This window comes from Nonomuraea phyllanthi (genome assembly GCF_006334985.2).
Classification (GTDB): Bacteria; Actinomycetota; Actinomycetes; order Streptosporangiales; family Streptosporangiaceae; genus Nonomuraea; species Nonomuraea phyllanthi.
In genome coordinates this window covers 165,873-182,676 of record NZ_VDLX02000018.1, presented here as the reverse complement: position 1 = coordinate 182,676, position 16,804 = coordinate 165,873, and the positions used below count along the sequence as shown (strand labels likewise).

General features: G+C 73.5%; 17 protein-coding genes. 4 read left to right on the top strand and 13 right to left on the bottom strand.

Annotated elements, in window-relative coordinates:
- Positions 1–4: 4 nt before the first annotated feature.
- Positions 5–925 carry a MerR family transcriptional regulator gene (locus FH608_RS38265; protein ID WP_226900265.1) on the bottom strand — a complete coding sequence of 307 codons (921 nt, stop codon included), beginning with the start codon at positions 923–925 and terminating at the stop codon, positions 5–7.
- A 63-nt stretch (positions 926–988) separates the two neighbouring features.
- On the opposite strand from FH608_RS38265, the gene FH608_RS38260 reads away from it, so the two are divergent.
- Positions 989–1,774, top strand: coding sequence for a maleylpyruvate isomerase family mycothiol-dependent enzyme (locus tag FH608_RS38260; protein WP_139635276.1), 786 nt, complete (start codon positions 989–991; stop codon positions 1,772–1,774).
- Positions 1,775–1,821: 47 nt separating this feature from the next.
- On the opposite strand, the gene FH608_RS38255 is transcribed toward FH608_RS38260, so the two are convergent.
- The 4 genes from FH608_RS38255 to FH608_RS38240 are packed head-to-tail and all read right to left on the bottom strand — an operon-like array spanning position 1,822 to position 6,049.
- Positions 1,822–2,562 carry an amino acid ABC transporter ATP-binding protein gene (locus tag FH608_RS38255; protein ID WP_139635346.1) on the bottom strand — a complete coding sequence of 247 codons (741 nt, stop codon included), beginning with the start codon at positions 2,560–2,562 and terminating at the stop codon, positions 1,822–1,824.
- Between the two features lie 29 nt (positions 2,563–2,591).
- Positions 2,592–3,500 (bottom strand): amino acid ABC transporter permease, encoded by a 909-nt coding sequence (locus FH608_RS38250; protein WP_139635275.1) that lies wholly within the window; start codon positions 3,498–3,500, stop codon positions 2,592–2,594.
- 1 nt (position 3,501) lies between these two features.
- Entirely contained in the window at positions 3,502–4,467 is a 966-nt protein-coding gene (locus tag FH608_RS38245) for an ABC transporter substrate-binding protein (RefSeq protein ID WP_226900264.1), read from the bottom strand.
- A 13-nt stretch (positions 4,468–4,480) separates the two neighbouring features.
- Positions 4,481–6,049 carry an amidohydrolase gene (locus FH608_RS38240; protein ID WP_139635274.1) on the bottom strand — a complete coding sequence of 523 codons (1,569 nt, stop codon included), beginning with the start codon at positions 6,047–6,049 and terminating at the stop codon, positions 4,481–4,483.
- A gap of 113 nt (positions 6,050–6,162) precedes the next feature.
- Here FH608_RS38240 and FH608_RS38235 point away from each other — a divergent pair, with 113 nt between their 5' ends.
- Together FH608_RS38235 and FH608_RS38230 are read left to right on the top strand one after the other, a co-directional pair.
- Positions 6,163–7,038 carry a LysR family transcriptional regulator gene (locus tag FH608_RS38235; protein ID WP_139635273.1) on the top strand — a complete coding sequence of 292 codons (876 nt, stop codon included), beginning with the start codon at positions 6,163–6,165 and terminating at the stop codon, positions 7,036–7,038.
- Positions 7,039–7,078: 40 nt separating this feature from the next.
- Entirely contained in the window at positions 7,079–8,254 is a 1,176-nt protein-coding gene (locus tag FH608_RS38230) for an amidase (RefSeq protein WP_139635272.1), read from the top strand.
- An 11-nt stretch (positions 8,255–8,265) separates the two neighbouring features.
- Here the strand turns inward: FH608_RS38230 and FH608_RS38225 are convergent, their stop codons facing one another.
- Positions 8,266–9,294, bottom strand: a complete 1,029-nt coding sequence (locus FH608_RS38225) for an AsnC family transcriptional regulator (RefSeq protein ID WP_139635271.1) — start codon at positions 9,292–9,294, stop codon at positions 8,266–8,268.
- Positions 9,295–9,402: 108 nt separating this feature from the next.
- On the opposite strand from FH608_RS38225, the gene cuyB reads away from it, so the two are divergent.
- Complete coding sequence (gene cuyB / locus FH608_RS38220; RefSeq protein WP_226900263.1) at positions 9,403–10,119, top strand: cysteate racemase; 717 nt, start codon at positions 9,403–9,405, stop codon at positions 10,117–10,119.
- A gap of 22 nt (positions 10,120–10,141) precedes the next feature.
- Here the strand turns inward: cuyB and FH608_RS38215 are convergent, their stop codons facing one another.
- The 7 genes from FH608_RS38215 to FH608_RS38185 form a co-directional block, all read right to left on the bottom strand.
- The gene (locus tag FH608_RS38215) at positions 10,142–11,752 is read right to left on the bottom strand and encodes an RNA polymerase sigma factor (RefSeq protein ID WP_226900262.1); all 1,611 of its coding nucleotides are present in this window, start codon (positions 11,750–11,752) and stop codon (positions 10,142–10,144) included.
- Positions 11,749–12,111, bottom strand: coding sequence for a YciI family protein (locus FH608_RS38210; protein ID WP_139635270.1), 363 nt, complete (start codon positions 12,109–12,111; stop codon positions 11,749–11,751). Before FH608_RS38210 ends, FH608_RS38215 begins: the two co-directional genes overlap by 4 nt.
- A gap of 64 nt (positions 12,112–12,175) precedes the next feature.
- Positions 12,176–12,997 carry an aldo/keto reductase gene (locus FH608_RS38205; RefSeq protein WP_139635269.1) on the bottom strand — a complete coding sequence of 274 codons (822 nt, stop codon included), beginning with the start codon at positions 12,995–12,997 and terminating at the stop codon, positions 12,176–12,178.
- 162 nt (positions 12,998–13,159) lie between these two features.
- Positions 13,160–13,804 carry a response regulator gene (locus tag FH608_RS38200; protein WP_139635268.1) on the bottom strand — a complete coding sequence of 215 codons (645 nt, stop codon included), beginning with the start codon at positions 13,802–13,804 and terminating at the stop codon, positions 13,160–13,162.
- Positions 13,795–14,964 (bottom strand): sensor histidine kinase, encoded by a 1,170-nt coding sequence (locus FH608_RS38195; protein WP_226900261.1) that lies wholly within the window; start codon positions 14,962–14,964, stop codon positions 13,795–13,797. Before FH608_RS38195 ends, FH608_RS38200 begins: the two co-directional genes overlap by 10 nt.
- Positions 14,965–15,097: 133 nt before the next feature.
- Positions 15,098–15,889, bottom strand: coding sequence for an ABC transporter permease subunit (locus tag FH608_RS38190; protein ID WP_139635267.1), 792 nt, complete (start codon positions 15,887–15,889; stop codon positions 15,098–15,100).
- On the bottom strand, positions 15,886–16,791 hold the full coding sequence (locus FH608_RS38185; protein WP_139635266.1) for an ATP-binding cassette domain-containing protein: 906 nt from the start codon (positions 16,789–16,791) through the stop codon (positions 15,886–15,888). The genes FH608_RS38190 and FH608_RS38185 overlap by 4 nt, the downstream gene beginning before the upstream one ends.
- Between the last annotated feature and the right edge of the window lie 13 nt (positions 16,792–16,804).

Here is a 16,804-nt window from a genome sequence, read left to right as displayed (position 1 = left end):
TGGCTCACAGGCCGGCGTGAAGGGCGTGTTCGAGGGAGTCGGCCAGCCACAGGTGGGTCGCGCCCAGCGTGGCCGTCTCGCCGCTCACCTCCCCCACGAGCCGCCAGTACCGCCGCATGCGCGGATCGCGGTCAGGCGCCACGTTCGCCAGCAGCTCCCGCCGGAACTCCACGGTGTCCCCGCTCCCCCGTACCGAGGCGTGCGCCGCCACGAACCGGTCCAGCTCCGGCCCGTCGCGGGGCGGCGCCCCGGCCACCACCATCGGGCCGGCCAGCTCGCACGCCTCCCCCACCCCGAGCATCAGCTCGTTCTCGTCGGAGATCAGCTCCACGTTGACGCGCGCCCGGTCCAGCAGGCGGCGCAGCAGGGACCGGTCCGCGACCAGGGTGACGAGCTCGGCGTACGCGACCACCTGCCGCGGCGACGGGTCGGCCGGCGGCTGGGGCACGGCCATGGCGACGAACCTGGCGAACATCTCTTCAGCCACCGGCGCCACCCCCACGCGGCGCCAGAAGTCGATCAGCGCGTCGCGGGCCGCGTGCCCGCCCTCCACGGCGGCCAGCAGGTCGAGCCGGGCGGCCCGCTCGGCGGGGTCGGCCTCCTCGACCGCCCGCAGCGAGGCGCGCCGCCACGCCAGGTCGGCGAGCCGTACGTCGAGCGCGGCCCGCTCGGCGGCGACGGCCTCGGCCATGGAACGCTCACCGTTCAGCACGGCGGTGATGGCGGGCAGGCCGAGCCCGAGCCCGCGCAGCCGCTTGACCAGCCCGAGCCGCTCCACCGCCGCCCCGGTGAACCTGCGGTGACCGCCCGCGCTGCGCACCGACTCGATGATGCCCTCGTCGCAGTAGAAGCGGATGGTACGCACGGCAACGCCTGTCAGGCCGGCCAGCTCGCCGATCCCGAGCGTCTCGTCACGCAGGACCACTTGAACCTCCAGTGGACTGGAGTTCTTACGGTACCGGCGTACGACATCGAAAGGGGATTTGTCATGGCGTCGACCGATATCGCACGGCTGTCCGGGTGGCTGCGGGAGCAGGCGGCGGGGCTGGCCCGCGCGGCCGCCGGAGGGGATCCGGACGCCCAGGTGCCGACCTGCCCGGAATGGTCGCTCCGGACGGTCGTGGGGCACCTCGGGCAGACGTACCGGTGGACCGCCGAGCTGCTGCGCGACGGCGTCCCGCTGCCCGCGCCGGACGCCCGGCAGGCCGATCCCGGCGCGCCGGACGCGTGGGAGCGATGGCTGGGCGACGGTGCCGAGGAGCTGATCGGCGCGCTCGGGCGGGTCGGCGCGGGCACCGAGGTGTGGACGTTCACGGGGCGGCGGCCGGCGTGGTTCTGGCTGCGCAGGATGGTGGGCGACACCACCATCCATCACTATGACGCGGCGGTCACCACGGGGGCCGCGTTCAAGGTCGACGACGACCTCGCCGCCGACGTGATCACCGAGGGCATGGAGCTGCTGGCCGCTCCGGGCGCGGAGGGGCTCAACCCGGCCATGGCCGAGCTGCGCGGCGACGGCGAGCGGCTCGGGGTGCTGCCGGACTCGGGCGACGGCTGGATCCTCACCCGGCTGCCCGAGGGACTGCGGTGGGAACGCGGCCCGGTCGAGCTGCCCGGAGCCCGGAAAGGCGAGGGCGTGGACGTGGTGGTGTCGGGGGCCGTCGCGGATCTCATGCTGGTGTGCACGCGCCGCCTCCCCCTCGACGACCGCCGGGTGACGGTGAGCGGGGACCGCGCGCTGCTGGAGCACTGGCTGGCCCGCATGGCGTTCTAGCTCCAGGCGAGCCGCTCCTCCAGGAGCGCCTGCTGACCCGCGCGAGCCTAACCGCCGGGGCCGCGCACGCTGGACAGGAACGCCCTGGTGCGCTCGTTCGCCGGGTTGGCCAGGAGCTCGGCGGGGTGGCCCTGTTCGACGACCACGCCGTCGGCGAAGAAGGTGAGCCGGTCGCCGACCTCGCGGGCGAAGGCGATCTCGTGGGTCACCACGACCATGGTCATCCCGTCGGCGGCCAGGTCGCGCATGACCTCCAGCACCTCGTCGACCAGTTCGGGGTCCAGCGCGGAGGTGGGCTCGTCGAAGAGCATCAGGGCCGGGTTCATGGCCAGCGCGCGGGCGATGGCGACGCGCTGCTGCTGGCCGCCGGAGAGCTGGTGGGGCCGCTTGTGCGCGTGGTCGGCCAGGCCGACCCGGTCGAGGAGCTCCATCGCCCGCGTGTTCGCCTCGTCCTTCGGCGTGCCCAGGACGTGGACGGGCCCGCAGGCGACGTTCTCCATCGCGCTGTGGTGGGCGAACAGGTTGAAGCGCTGGAACACCATGCCGATGTTCTTGCGGAAGGCCGCGTACTCCTTGGGCGACCAGGGCTGGTACCTGCCGCCGCGCAGCGAGTGGCCGACCTCCTCGCCCAGGACGCGCAGGCTGCCGCCGAGCACCGGCTCCAGCCCGTTGACGCAGCGCAGGAACGTCGACTTGCCCGAGCCCGACGGTCCGATGACGCAGCTCACCTCGCCGGCGGCGACCTCGAAGTCCACGCCGTTGAGCACCTGGACGTCCCCGTACGCCATCCGCACGCCCGTGGCGCGCACGACCGGGCTCACGCGGGGACCTTGGGCAGGACCTTGGCGGCCACGCCGCCGCGGCGGACCAGCCGGACGGCGTCGGACCCGAAGCGGCGCTCCAGCCTGCCCTGCAGGAAGGTGGCCACGGTGGTCAGGAGCAGGTACCAGAGGCTCGCCACGATCAGCAGCTCCATGATCATGTTGTTGGACTTGTAGATCTGGCTCGCGTTGGTCATCAGGTCGTGCCCGGCGACGACGTACACGAGCGAGGTGGTCTTCAGCATGGAGATGAACTCGTTGCCCGTCGGCGGGATGATGATGCGCAGCGCCTGGGGCAGCACGATCACCCGCATGCGCTTGGCCGGGGTCATGCCGAGCGCGTAGGCCGCCTCGGTCTGGCCGTGGTCGACGGCCTGGATGCCGGCGCGCACGGTCTCGGCGAAGTAGGCGGCCAGGTTGAGGCCGAGGCCCAGCATGGCGGCGGTGAACCCGGTCATCACCTGGTTGGTGTCCCACATCAGGCCGATCGAGGTGAACGGGATCTTGATCACCAGGGCCGGGAACAGGAACGCCAGGTTGTACCAGAAGATGAGCTGGACCAGCACCGGAGTGCCGCGGAAGAACCAGATGTAGAACGTCGCCAGCCCGCTCAGCACCGGGTTGTGCGCCAGCCGCATCACCGCGACGAGCACGCCGAGCACCAGGCCGAGGACCGTGGCCAGCACCGACAGCTCGATGGTGACCCAGACGCCCGCCAGGATCCGCTCGTTGAACAGGTACGTGGCCACCGCGCCCCAGTCGAGGCGCGGGTTGACGACGATCAGGAAGACCAGCCAGCCGAAGATCGCCAGCGCGGCCACGGCGGAGAGCACGCGGCCCCAGTGGCGGGTGCGGGCGACGGGGACGAGCGCCCCCGACGGGTCGGCGATCGGTTCGGTGCGCACGCTACTTCCCGCCGTTGACGACGGCCGACTCGACCGCGAGCTTGTCCAGGTTCCAGGCCGCGAGGATCTTGCCGTACTCGCCGCTCTTGATCAGGGAGTCGAGCGCGCCCTTGACCGATTCGATGAGCGCGGTGTTGTCCGGCTTCATCCCGATGCCCCACGGGCTCTCGGTGCCTTCGAGCGCGATGGCCTCGACCTCGACCTTGGGGTCGGCGGCCTTGTAGGCGGCCACCACGTAGTCGGTGATGGTGGCCTGGGCACGGCCGTTGATGACCTGGAGCATGGCTTCGGTGTCGCCGGGGAACTTCAGGATGTTCAGCGCCTGCTTGCCGCCGGACTTGCAGTCGGCGTCGTACTTCTCGGCGAGCTCCAGCGACGAGCCGTTGTCGACGACGGAGACGGTCTTGCCGCAGAGGTCGGCGGGGCCGCTGACGCCGGCCGGGTTGCCCTTCTTGACGAGCATGCCGGAGCCGGCCCTCACGTAGTCGACGAAGGTGATCTTCGCCTGGCGTTCGGCGTTGTCGGTCATGGACGAGATCACGAAGTCGTAGCGGCCGGTGAGCACGCCGGGGATCTGGGAGTTGAACTCCTCGTCGGTGAGCGTGTACGTCACGCCGAGCTTCCTGGCGATGGCCCTGGCCAGCGCGGGGTCGAAGCCGATCGCCGTCTTGCCGTCGCCGGCCCACAGCTCCATGGGCGGGTAGCCGATGGAGGAGACGACCTTCAGGCCCTCGGCCTTGACGTCCGCGGGCACCTTGGCCGCGAGCTCCTTGTCGGGGGTGATGGCGTTGATGACGTCGGCCGCCTTCTCCTCGGCGGGAGCCTGGTCGAGGACCACCTCCGCCGCGGGCTCGGCGTCGCCTCCGGCCGCGGCGTCGAGGCTCTTGGCGCCGCAGGCGGCGGTGGCGGCCAGCAGGGCGCCGGCGGTGAGGCCGCTGATGAGAAGGGTGGGGATACGGGTCTTCACGGGGGGTGCTCCTTCAGGATCGCTGCCAGCGGACCTCGCCGCCGACAACGGTGGTCATGACCTTGGTGCGCAGCACCGCGTCCGGCGACTCCAGGTAGGGGTCGGTGTCCACCGCGATGAAGTCGGCGAGCATGCCGGGGGCGAGGACGCCCTTGCGGTCCTGCTCCCCGGCCGCGTAGGCCGCGCCGAGGGTGTGCGCGGTGATCGCTTCGGACATGCTCAGCCGCTGCTCCGGCTGCCACCCGCCGGCGGGGGTGCCGTCCTGGCGGGTACGGGTCACCGCGGCGTACAGCGCGGCGAAGGGATCGGGGTGCTCGACGGGGGCGTCCGAGCCGAACGCCAGCGCGACGCCGGCGTTCAGCATGCCGCGCCAGGCGTACGAGGCCAGGTCGTGCCCGGCGAGCAGCGAGTCGACCAGGTCGATGTCGGTCGTACAGTGGACGGGCTGCATGGAGGCGACGACGCCGAGCCTGGCCATCCTGGTCAGGTCGGCCGGGCGCAGGTGCTGGGCGTGCTCGATCCGGTGGCGCAGCCCGGGGGTGGCGCCGATGGCCTCGTACGCGTCCAGCACCAGGTGGTTGGCCTGGTCGCCGATGGCGTGCGTGGCGACCGCGATGCCGGCGTCCGCCGCGGTCCTGAACAGCTTGACCAGGTCGTCGTACGGGGTGACCGCGATGCCCAGGTTGCCCGCGTCGCCGGCGAACGCCTCGCTCATGTGGCAGCTGTGCGAGCCGAGCGCGCCGTCGCTGAAGATCTTCACGGGGCCGGTGCGGATCCAGTCGTCGCCCTGCCCGGTGCGGCGGCCCTCGGCGATGGCCGCCTCCAGGTGGGCGGCCGGGATCGCCTTGTGCACCCGGATCTTGAGCCGGCCCGCGTCGCGCAGCCGCAGGTAGGCGTCCCGGCAGTCCTCGCCGTCGATGTCGTGCACGCTGGTGAGGCCGAGGGAGAGCAGTTCGTCCTGCGCCAGGAGCAGCTTGTCGCTCAGGTCGCCCGAGACCATGAGGGCGCGCAGCGGGTAGGAGGCCGCCTCGCGCAGGATGCCGGTGGGCTCGCCGCCGGCGTCCCTGACGATCTCGCCGCCGACCGGGTCGGGGGTCGAGGCGTCGATGCCGGCCAGGCGCAGGGCCGCGGAGTTGGCCCACACGGTGTGGCCGTCGACGTTCGGCAGGGCGACCGGCAGGTCGCCGGTGACGGAGTCGAGCGCGTGCCTGTCCGGCTGGGCCGGGGGGTTCCAGGTGTTGCTGTTCCACCGGCCGCCGAACAGCCAGCCGCCGGGCCGCAGCCGGGCGACGTGTTCGCCGATCATGGCCAGCGCGGCGGCCAGCGAGCGGACGTCGCGCAGGTCGATCGCGCCGAGGCTGTGGGCGTACTGCGCGGTGTGGATGTGGGCGTCGTAGAGGCCGGGCAGGACGGCGGCGCCCTCCAGGTCGGCGATGTCGGCGCCGTGGCCCGCGGCCTCGCGGACCTCGGCCTCGGTGCCGACGGCCACGAGGTGCTCGCCGTCCACGGCCATGGCCTGGGCCGGCGGGCGGCCTTCCACTCCGGTGTGGATGGCGGCGTTGCGGTACACACGGATGCTCAAAAGTGACTCTCAAGGGTGCTGGAGTGACAGTGAGCATCACTGTAGGAGTAGCTAAAAGAACGCGGAAGCGCTATAAACACGACATTTAGCAAGCCTGAGAACAAGGAACGCTTATGCTGAAGCCGGAACACCTCCGCACTCTGCGTGAGGTCATCCAGCTGGGCTCCTTCGCCGCCGCGGCAAATCGGCTCGGCTACACCTCCTCGGCGGTCTCCCAGCAGATGGCCGCGCTGGAGAAGAAGATCGGCGTGCGGCTGTTCGAGCGCTCGGCGCACAGCGTGCTGCCGACCAGCGCGGCCGAGGTGCTGGCCAGGCATGCCGAGATCGTCCTGGTCGACATCGAGCGCATGATCGCCTCGGTGCAGGCCGTGCACCGGGGCAGCGAGCGGCAGATCAGGCTCGGGGTGTTCCCCAGCTTCGCCGACCGGCTGGCCGAGGTCCTGCGGCGGCTGGAGCCGGCCGACCTCGCCGGGGTGCGGATCTCGGTCGCCGAGCCCTCCCAGCTCATCCCCCATCTGGGCGCGGGCGGCGAGCTGGACGCCGCGATCGTCTACCAGGTGGGCAACTCGGGGCTGTCCTGGCCCTCGGCGCTGAGCAGGCGGTGGATCGCCGAGGACCGCTACAAGCTGGTGCTGCCCGCGAGCTGGCCCGACCTGTCGCCGTACCGGGCCGAGCAGCTCGTCGACCTGCCGTGGATCGTGCACCATCCGGCCAGCAGCGACGCCTCGTTCTTCGACAGCGTGTTCGCCCGCTGGGACCTGCACCCCCGGGTGGCCTGCCACTCCGACGACTTCAAGATCACTATGTCGCTGATCGAGGCGGGGGTGGGCGCGGGGTTCGTCGCCGACCTGGCCCTGGCCGGGCACGGCCCCGGCGTGGTGGTCGCCGACGTGCCGTGGCTGAACACCAGCCGCAGCGTCTTCGCCCTGGTCAGGCCGGACCGCGAGACCGCCAGGCTGCGGGCGCTGCTGGACGCCCTGGAGGTCTGACCGCTATCAATGCCGCACCGGCACCTTCGACAGGAGATCCATGGACCACGCGGCGGCGATCGCCAGTTCGGCCGAGGCCATCAAGCGGCACGGCGACCACAACATCCTCATCGAGGCCGGCCGGACTCCCGTCATCGACCGGCTCGCCACGCTCGCCGGCCGGCCGCGCGGCGGGCCGCTCGACGGCTGGACGTTCGTGGCCAAGGACATGATCGACGTCGCCGGCCTGCCCACCACCCGGGGCTCGGCCCTGTACGGCACGGAGGAGGCGCTGACCACCGCGCCGTGCGTCGAGGCGCTGGAGTCGGCCGGTGCGCTGCTGGTCGGCAAGGCCAACCAGCACGAGTTCGCCTGGGGCGTCACCAGCGAGAACCCGCACTGGGGCGACGTGCGCAACCCGCGCCACGCCCACCTCTCGCCCGGCGGCTCCAGCGGCGGCACCGCCGCCGCGCTGGCGGCCGGCATCGCCCGGTTCGGCCTCGGCACCGACACCGGCGGGTCGGTGCGGATCCCGGCGTCCTGTTGCGGCGTGGTCGGGCTGCGCCCGAGCGCGGGCGCGGTGTCCGGCGCGGGCGTCGCGCCGCTCGCGCCGATGTTCGACGTGGTCGGGCCGATGGCCACCTCGGTCGCGGACCTCACCCGGGTGTGGGAGGCGCTCTCCGGCACCCGCGCCGGCCTGGCCGGGCCGATCGCCGGGTGGAGGGTCGGCGTCGCCGAGGGCTGCGCGCAGGCGGCCTCCTTCGCCGCGCTGGGCTGCGAGCTGCACGAGATCGCGCTCCCGTACGACGTCCTCGGCCCCTACTGGACGATCGTCGGTGCGCAGGCACGGCGCACCCACGAGGCGACCTACCCGAGGAACGCCGCCGGCTACAGCGACGGCGTGCACCGCAAGCTCGGCGACGCCGGGCGGATCAGCCAGGCGGACCACGCGGCGGCGGTCGCGAGGCTGGCCACGGCGCGAGCCGGGTTCGCGACCCGGACGGCCGGGCTCGACCTGATGATCATGCCCACGCTCGGCGGGCCCGCGCCCCGGGTGGGCTGCGACGAGGCCGCCGTACGCGGCGAGGTCGGCCGGATCACCTCGGTGGTGTCCGCGCTCGGCCTGCCCGCGCTGGCGATCGGCGACCTGCAGCTGGTCGGCGGATCCGAGCGGGCGGTGCTGCGGGCGGGGCTGGCGTGGGAGGCGCGCGGCGAGGAGATCCCGCGACCCCGCTGAGCCGGGGCCGGTCACCCGGGCGCCGTCAGGCTCCACGGATCGACGGGCACGACGCCGGTGCAGCGCCCGGCGGGGTCGAGCAGCCTGCCGTACAACTTGGTCTGGCGCAGGACCACCTGCCGGTCGGCGACGGTCACGTGCGGGAACTTCCGCTCCAGCCGCATCACCAGCGGATGCAGGTCGGTGACGGCGTGCAGGCCGACGGTGAGCAGCATGTTGCTGCTCCCGGCGAGGGCGGCGCAGGTGCGGGTCTCCGGCCAGCCGAGCAACGCCGTGCCGGTCTCCTCCAGCAGCCGGTCGGGCATGCGCAGCCACAGCACGGCGGAGGAGTGCCAGCCGGCGCGCGAGCGGGCCAGGTCGCAGCGGAAGTCGATGTCCTCGGTCGCGACGAGCCTGGAGAGCCTGCGCTGCACGGTCCGCTCGGAGGTGCCGACGAGCTCGGCCAGCTCGGCGTACCCGGCCCTGCCGTCGGCCAGCAGGGCGTGGAAGAGCCGCCGGTCGATCTCGTCCATCCGCCTGGCCGACTCGGGCGGCCCGCTCCGCCTGGCCAGCCCGGCCGCCGCGTCCCGCGGGAGCACCCGCAGCCGCCAGCGGCACGACGCCTCGAAGACGCGCGTCGCGAGGTGGGTGCGCACCTTCGCGACGCCGGGCACCCTTGGCAGGTCGGTGAGCAGGTAGTCGGCCAGCGCCGGCATCGACGCGGCGGCGGCGATCACGAACAGGTCGTGCCCGGCGGCGACGTGCTGCACGGTGATCAGGTGCCCGGCTCCGGCCAGCACCGCCGCGACCTCGACCGCCGCACCCGCGGCGCAGTCGATCTCCAGGAACGCCATGCTCATCTCGCGCATTTGCCGCCTGCCGAGGGCGACGGTGGTCCATGCCTCGCCCGAGCCGGTCAGCCGCTGCCAGCGCCGCGCGGCGGTGACCGGGTCCGAGCCGGTGGCCTGCCCGATGTCGACCCAGCTCGCCCGAGGGTTGAGCTGCAGGGCGTCGATCAGCTCCAGCTCGGCCTCGGACAGCAGGCTGCCGGATTCCTGCATTTGTTCATCCTTGATGGCGGATTACAGCATTTTTCGGGCTGAGTCACCTTATCCGGTGATCCTGTTGCCCGCGGCTGTCAGAGCGAGCCGCTGAGAGGACGCATCCCCGTGACCCGGTTCCCCGACCGGCCAGGCCGTCCGCCGCGCCTGGTCGGCGTCCTGGGCGGCATGGGCCCCGCCGCCACCGCCGACTTCTACGGCAAGCTCGTCGAGGAGACCCCGGCCACCGGCGACCAGAGCCACGTGCCGGTCGTCATCTGGGCCGACCCGCGCATCCCCGACCGCTCGCTGAGCCTGCTCGGCCTCGGCGAGGATCCGACCCCGCAGCTCCGGCACGGCATCCGCGCGCTCAAGCGCGCCGGATGCGAGGTGCTGGCGGTGCCGTGCAACACCGCGCACGCCTTCGTCCCTCGCCTCGCCGACGAGGCCGGCCTCGAACTGGTCAGCATCGTGGAGGTCACCGCCGACGCGCTCACCGCCGCCGGCGTCACCGCCGCCGGCCTGCTCGCCACCTCCGGCACCCTGCACTCCGGGCTGTACGCCGACGCGCTGCGCAAGCGGGGCATCGCGCCGCTCGAACCGTCCACCGGCGAGCAGCGGCAGGTGTCGGCGGCGATCGCCGCGGCCAAGGCCGGCGCCGTCACCGCCGCGCACCGCCACGCCCTGGCCGGGGTCGCGCGGGCCCTCGCAGAACGCGGCGCCGAGCGGGTGGTGGCGGCCTGCACCGAGATCGTCCTGGCCCTGGACAGCCGCCGGGTGCCCGTCCCCCTCCTGGACCCGGCCCGCCTCCTGGCCCGCAGAGTCGCCACCGTCTCCCTGGGCTGACCGCCCTGGCGGGACGGCGGTTCTAGCTCCAGGTGAGCCGCTCCTCCAGGAGCGCCTGCTGGGCCGGGTTGGCGGTGAGCGCGAGGGCCCGCCGGTCGGCCTCCCGCGCCTCCTCGCGGCGGCCCAGCGCGCGCAGCAGCTCCGCGCGGGTGGCGTGGAGCAGCGGGTAGCGGTCGAGGGCCTCGTCGAGGCTCTTCAGCTCGGCCAGCGCCGCCTCGGCGCCGTCCACGTAACGGACGGCGACGGCCCTGTTGAGGCGCGCGACGGGCGACGGGGCGAGCCGCAGCAGCATGTCGTACAGCACCACGATCTGCCGCCAGTCGGTCTCGGCCCACGACCCCGCCTCCGCGTGGCACGCCGCGATGGCCGCCTGCAGCTGGTACGGGCCGGGCCGGCGGTGCCTGCGCGCCGCCCCGGTCAGCAGCTGGATCGCCAGGTCGATGGCCGTACGGTCCCAGAGCGAGCGGTCCTGGTCGGCCAGCAGCACCAGCCGCCCGTCCTGGCCGAAGCGGGCGGCGCCGCGGGCGCGGTGCAGCCGGATGAGCGCCAGCAACCCCGCCACCTCCGGCTCGTCCGGCACCAGCCCGGCCAGCAGCGAGGCCAGCCACTCGGCGTCGTCCACCAGGTCGCGCGCCTGCGCCCGCTCCAGCGTGCTGGACAGGTACCCCTCGTTGAACAGCAGGTAGATGACGGTCAGCACCTCCCTCAGCCGGCCGGACAGCTCGTCGGCGGCGGGCACCCGGTAGGGGATGCCCGCTTCGGCGATCTTCCGTTTGGCGCGGGTGATGCGCTGGGCCACCGTGCTCTCGCTCGCCAGAAACGCGGCGGCGATCTGCGCGGTCGTCAGCCCGCACACCACGCGCAGCGTGAGCGCGATCTGCGCCTGGCGGGGCAGCGCCGGGTGGCAGCAGATGAAGATCAGCCGCAGCCGGTCGTCCGGCTCGTCCCGCTCGGGAACGCTCAGCCGGGCGAGCTTGTCGCGGTAGTTCGACTCGCGGCGCAGCAGGTCGAGACCGCGGCGGCGGGCCACCGTGAACAGCCACGCCTCCGGCCGCTCCGGCACGCCGTCCACCGGCCAGCGCACCAGCGCCGTCTCGACCGCGTCCTGGACGAGGTCCTCGGCGGCGGAGAAGTCGCCGAGCAGCGACACCAGGGAGGTGGCCAGCCGGCCCGCGTGCTCGCGCACCACCCGGGCCAGCTCGTCCCCCGTCGCCCGCCGCACCGGATCGTCCCCGCCCGGCGGAACCCCGACCGCCGCACCCCGCCCCCGGCCGTCCTCCCCGGCCCCTGCCTGGGCGTCTCCACCGGACGGCGCCCGGTCGTCACCACCGGACGCCGTCCCGGACGCCGTGCGATGGCCACGATCCGCGCCGGGACGGTCGTGTCCGGCGTGCGGCGCGCCAGGGCGGTCGGGCGCGGCATGCGGCGCATCGGGCCCTGTGTGCAGCACGCCGGAACCGGCAGGCGGGACGTCGGGACCGGGGTGCGGGACGTCAGGACGGCCGCGACCGGCAGGCGGATCGCCAGGGCGATCGCGGTCGGCACGCGGCGCGTCGGGGCCGCCGTGCGGCGCGTCGGGACCGGCCGGCGGATCGCCAGGGTGGTCGGGGGCGGCGTCCCGGGGGTCGGTCATCGTCCTGGGGGCATGGTCTGGACGGGACGGATCTCGACCGTGGGGCAGGCCGGCCAGGTGCGCACCATGCGCAGCGCCTCGTCCAGGTCCGCCACCTCGATCTCGCAGAACCCGCTGACCACCTCCTTGCCCTCGACGAACGGCCCGTCGGTGATCACCGGCTCGCCCCCGTCACGCGGGAGCCGGACCGTGGTGGCGGTGTCGGGTGACTGCAGCTTGCTGCCCGCCCCGATCTTGTCGGCGTGGTCGGCGAACCACTGCTCCACCTGCCGGATGGCCCGCGCCCGCTCCTCGTCGGTCATGGCCGCCATCTCTTTCTGGAATTCCTCGGTGTCGACGAACATCAGCACGTATTTCATGTCGCCCATCTCCTTCGCTCTTCACCATCAAGACGATCGGCGACCGGCCCCATTCGACAGAACGTCAGAATTCGACGTGAGTTTCCGGGTCGCCGCCCATGCGGCCGTCGCCGTCGAGCGTGCCCATCCTGGCCATCTCCTCGTCCGACAGGCTGAAGTCGAACACCTCGAGGTTCTGCCGCATGCGCTCGGTGTCGGACGACTTGGGGATCGGCACCGCGCCCAGCTGCAGGTGCCAGCGCAGCACGACCTGGGCGGGGGTACGGCCGTGCGCGGCGGCCAGGTCGGTGACGACCGGCTCGTCGAGGAGCTTGACGGCGCGTCCCAGCGGGCTCCACGACTCGGTGACGATGTCGTGCTCGGCGTGCCAGGCGCGCAGCGCGCGCTGGGAGAAGCCGGGGTGCAGCTCGATCTGGTTGACGGCCGGCCAGACGCCGGTCTCCTCGGCGATCCGGGCGATCTGCTCCGGCGTGAAGTTGGAGACGCCGATGGAGCGGGCCAGGCCCTGCTCGCGCAGGTGGACGAAGGCGCGCCAGGTGTCGACGTAGAGGCCGCGGTCGGGCAGCGGCCAGTGGATGAGGTAGAGGTCGACGTAGTCGAGGCCGAGCCGGGCCCTGCTCTCCTCGAAGCCGCGCAGGGCGGCGTCGTAGCCGTGCTGGGAGCCGCGCAGCTTGGTGGTGACGAACAGATCCTCGCGGGCCACGCCGGCGCCCGCGACCGCCGCGCCGACGCCGGCCTCGTTGCCGTAGCTGGCGGCGGTGTCGATGAGCCGGTAGCCGAGCGAGACGGCGTGCGTCACCGCCTGGCAGGCCTGGTCGTCGTTCATGGGCCAGGTGCCCAGGCCGAGGCGCGGCATCGGGCGTCCGTCGCGAAGCTTGATGGTCATGGGTGTGGTCCTGCCCCGGCGCCGCGCGGGCCAACCTCCGCCCCGGAGACGCGACGCCCCCCTCCGACGCCCCCTCCAGAGGGTGGGCGCCGGGTGCGTCCCTCCAAGAGCCTTGGTGTGGACGAGGCGGACGCCGCCGCACTTCCGGGCAGGGGCGGCCCGTCAGGTTTCCAGGTAGCGCAGGATCGCCAGGACGCGGCGGTTGTAGTCGGGGTCGCGCGGCAGGTCCAGCTTGTCGACGAGGGCGTTGACGTGCTTCTCGACCGTGCTGAGCGAGACATGCAGGCGCTCGGCGATGGCCGCGTTGACGAAACCCTGGGCGAGGTGGCGCAGCACCTCGCCCTCGCGCGGGCTCAGCCTGCTCAGCGGGTCGGCGTGGGTGGTGCGGGCCAGAAGCTGCCGCACCACCTCGGGGTCGAACGCGGTGCCGCCCGCGCGTACGCGTTCGAGGGAGTCGAGGAAGTCGGCCACCTCCGAGACCCGGTCCTTGAGCAGGTAGCCGAGCCCTCGCGGGGAACCGGCCAGGAGCCTGGCCGCGTAGTGCTGCTCGACGTACTGGGACAGGACGAGCACGCCGACGCCGGGGAGGCGGTCGCGGATCTCCAGAGCCGCCCGCAGCCCGTCGTCCTTGTGGCCGGGCGGCATGCGCACGTCGATCACGGCCACGTCGGGGCGGTGCCGCTCGACGGCGGCGAGCAGCGCGGGCGCGTCGCCGACGGCGGCGACGACCTCGTGGCCCGCGTCGTCGAGGAGCCGGGTGAGCCCTTCGCGCAGCAGCACGGAGTCGTCGGCCAGGATCACCCGCACGAGCCGGCCCCGTCCTCGCCGGGCGGCGTCTTCGGGAGGGTGGCGGCGATCTTGGTGGGGCCGCCCGGCGGGCTGTCGACGGTGAACGTGCCGTCCAGGGCCAGCACGCGCCTGGCGAGCCCCGCCAGCCCGCCTCCCGACGGGTCGGCCCCGCCCCCGCCGTCGTCCGAGATCGCCACGCTCACCGCCCGCTCGTCCTCCGTCAGCACGACCAGGATGTCACGCGCGCCGGCGTGCTTGATCGCGTTGGTGATCGCCTCGCGGGCCACGAAGTAGAGCGCGGTCTCCACCTCGGACGCGGGCCGCCCGGCGAGGCCGTAGTGCACGGTGACCGGCACGCCCGACCGTTCGGCGACGCCGGTGAGCGCGGCGCGCAGCCCCAGCTCGTCGAGAGCGGTCGGGTAGACGCGCCAGGCGACGCTGCGCAGCTCGTCGAGGAGCCGCCGCGACTCGGCGTGGGCCTGGGCGACCAGCTCGGCGGTCCTGTCGTGGTCGGCGCTGTGCCGGGCGCGGCCGAGCAGCATGGCGAGCGCGACGCCGCGCTGCTGGACGCCGTCGTGCAGGTCGCGCTCGATCCTGCGGCGCTCGTCGTCCACGGCCCTGACGATGCCGGAGCGGGTGGCGGTCAGCTCGGCGATCCGCCTGCGCATCAGCTCGTGGTCGCCGGGGCCGAGGAAGCGCTCGGCCAGCCGCCGTTCGAGGGAGCCGATGGCCAGGGTCAGCAGGACGACCAGGGCGAGCAGGACGGCACCGCCGGTGAGGCCGAGCACGCCGCTGTCGGTGATGATCCTGACGCCGGGCAGGCTGACGGGCACCGGGTGCGCCCGGCCCCAGGCCAGCGCCCACAGGCCGCCGAGCAGCAGCAGGCCGGCGAGGAAGAGGCCCGCCACGCACGCGTAACCGGCGAGGACGCCCAGGGCGGCGCGTACCAGGAGGAAGCCGTAGCCGCCGTCCCGCCGTGGCGCGTCGTGCCCCAGCCACCTGGACAGCCGGGCCCGTTCGAGCGCCATCAGGCCGCCGAGCCCCCGCGCGGCGGCGGGCCGGGCGGCCGGGATCAGCCGTGCCGGCCACGCCACGGCCAGGAAGGCCAGCTCGACCAGGCCGAGCGCCATCCCCAGCACGACCCCGGCCAGCACCCGGGCGACCCTGTTGCCTGACACGGGCGTGAAGTCTAGGCGTCCCTGTCCGGGCGCGGCCTCCCGGCGTCCGTGTCCGGGCACGGTTTCCGGGCGTCCCTGTCCGGGCACGGCCTCCCGGCGTCCCTGTCCAGGCGCGTCCGCAGGGCCCATCCGGCTAGGCGTCACGGCGGCGCAGCACCGCGTAGCCCGCCGCCAGCGCCGCCGCGGTCCAGGCGAGGAGCCACGCCAGCCCTTCACCGGCCGAGTACGGGATCGGCCCCCCGGTCAGGTTGTCGGTGCTGCCCATGAACGCCAGCCCGGCGAACATCGGCATCCGCATCGAGACGTCCAGCGCCACCTGGCTCCCCGTCATCAGCAACATCAGCGGCAGCCCCATGAGCAGCATGAACACCACGGTCAGCGTGCCCGCCGCGCTGCGCATCGCGGCTCCCACGCCGAGCGTCATCACCGACACCAGCGCGGCGAACACCCCCACCCCCAGCAGGTCCGCCACGACCTCGCCGATCGGCAGCACCACGAGCCCGCCGAACAGGTCACCGGACAGCACGGCGAAGACGAGGCCGGTCGCCACGGCTCCCGACAGCACGCCGACGCCGAACATCACCGGCCCCACCACCAGCGCCTTGCCCGCCAGCATCGCTCCCCGCACCGGCGTGGCCTGCAAGGTGACCCGGATGCTCCCGGACGAGTACTCCGAGGTGATCACCAGCATCGCCAGCGCCACCAGGACGAACTGGACGAACGACGTCGAGGAGACGACCGGCTCGCTCGCCGCCACCCGCACCCCGGTCCGGCCGTCGCGCAGGGCGTCGGTGGCGCTCGCGCCGCCCAGTGTCAGCGCGGTCACCACCATGAGGACCGGCGCGAAGGCCAGGCACCACCAGGTCGATCTGACAGACCACAGCTTCGCCCACTCCGCCAGGACCGCCTGCCACAGTGTGCTCATGCGCCCGCCCCGTACTCGACGCTGCCCGCCGTCAGCTCCTGGTAGGCCTGTTCCAGCGAGGCCTCCTTGGCGCGCAGCTCGTGCAGCCGGATCCCCGCCTCGTACGCCAGGTCGCCGACCGTCTCCAGGGCGGCGCCGGTGGCTTCGAGCTCGTTCTCGCCGTACCGGTCGACCGTGATGCCGGCGGCGCGCAACCGTACGGCGAGGTCCCCGGCGTGCGGGGTGCGGACGAGCACGGACGTCAGGGAGCTGCCCGCGATGACGTCGGCGAGCGGCGCGTCGGCGATGAGCCGGCCCTTGCCGATGACGACGAGGTGGTCGGCGGTGAGCTGCATCTCGCTCATGAGGTGGCTGGAGACGAACACGGTCCTGCCCTCGGCGGCCAGCGACCGCATGAGCCCGCGCACCCAGCGCACGCCGTCCGGGTCGAGCCCGTTGACGGGTTCGTCGAACATCAGCACCTGGGGATCCCCCAGCAGCGCCGCGGCGATCCCGAGCCGCTGGCTCATGCCGAGCGACAGCGCCCCGGCCCGCTTGCGGGCCGCGCCCGCCATCCCGACCGTCTCCAGCACCTCCGTCACGCGCCGCCGGGGGACGCCGTTGCTGCGGGCCAGCGCCACCAGGTGGGCGTGGCCGCTGCGTCCCGGGTGCAGGGCGCGCGCGTCGAGGAGCGCGCCGACCGTGCGCAGCGGGTTCCTGATCCGGTGGTACGGCACGCCGCCGATGAGCGCGGTGCCGGAGGACGGGCGGTCGAGGCCGAGGATCAGGCGCATGGTCGTGGTCTTGCCCGCGCCGTTCGGGCCGAGGAAGCCGGTCACCGTGCCCGGTCTCAGCTCCAGCGTCAGGCCGTCGACCGCCGGGCGGTCGCCGTAGCGTTTGGTCAAACCGTTCAGACTGATCACGTCGCCCCACGCT